Origin of the sequence: Frankia sp. Mgl5, assembly GCF_023242985.1 — a bacterium.
Taxonomy (GTDB): domain Bacteria; phylum Actinomycetota; class Actinomycetes; order Frankiales; family Frankiaceae; genus Parafrankia; species Parafrankia soli.
Genome location: NZ_JALKFY010000588.1, coordinates 1 through 328, shown reverse-complemented (window position 1 = coordinate 328; position 328 = coordinate 1). Strand labels below are relative to the sequence as shown.

1 pseudogene is annotated in these 328 nt (G+C 54.6%); it reads left to right on the top strand.

Annotated features, from left to right (window positions below):
- A pseudogene (locus MXD62_RS10765) lies at window positions 1-239 on the top strand (ABC transporter ATP-binding protein); the annotation flags it as partial.
- Between the last annotated feature and the right edge of the window lie 89 nt (window positions 240-328).

The following is a 328-nucleotide window of genomic DNA, read 5'->3' as shown; positions in this document are numbered from 1 at the left end:
TCCCTGTGGAGAAGATGAAAGCGGGCATCGACTTGCTGCAAACCCTGCCTTATGTAACCGAAACATGGCAGACGGCGGATGAGCGGGTAAAATGCAGGATGGATGTGGAACGAGTCAGCGAGGCGAACCAGGCGTTGGTTGCGGCACACATTCCTGTGCTGGGATTTGCTGCTAACACGGATACGCTGGAAGACCTCTTCCTGATGCTTACCGGAGGGGGGGAGAATCGTGGGGCATAGTATGGTGGGACTTGTTCAAAACGAAACGATGAAGCTGCTGCGACGCCGCCGCTTTCTGGTGGTGATTTTGATCCTGGCCATCTTGATAC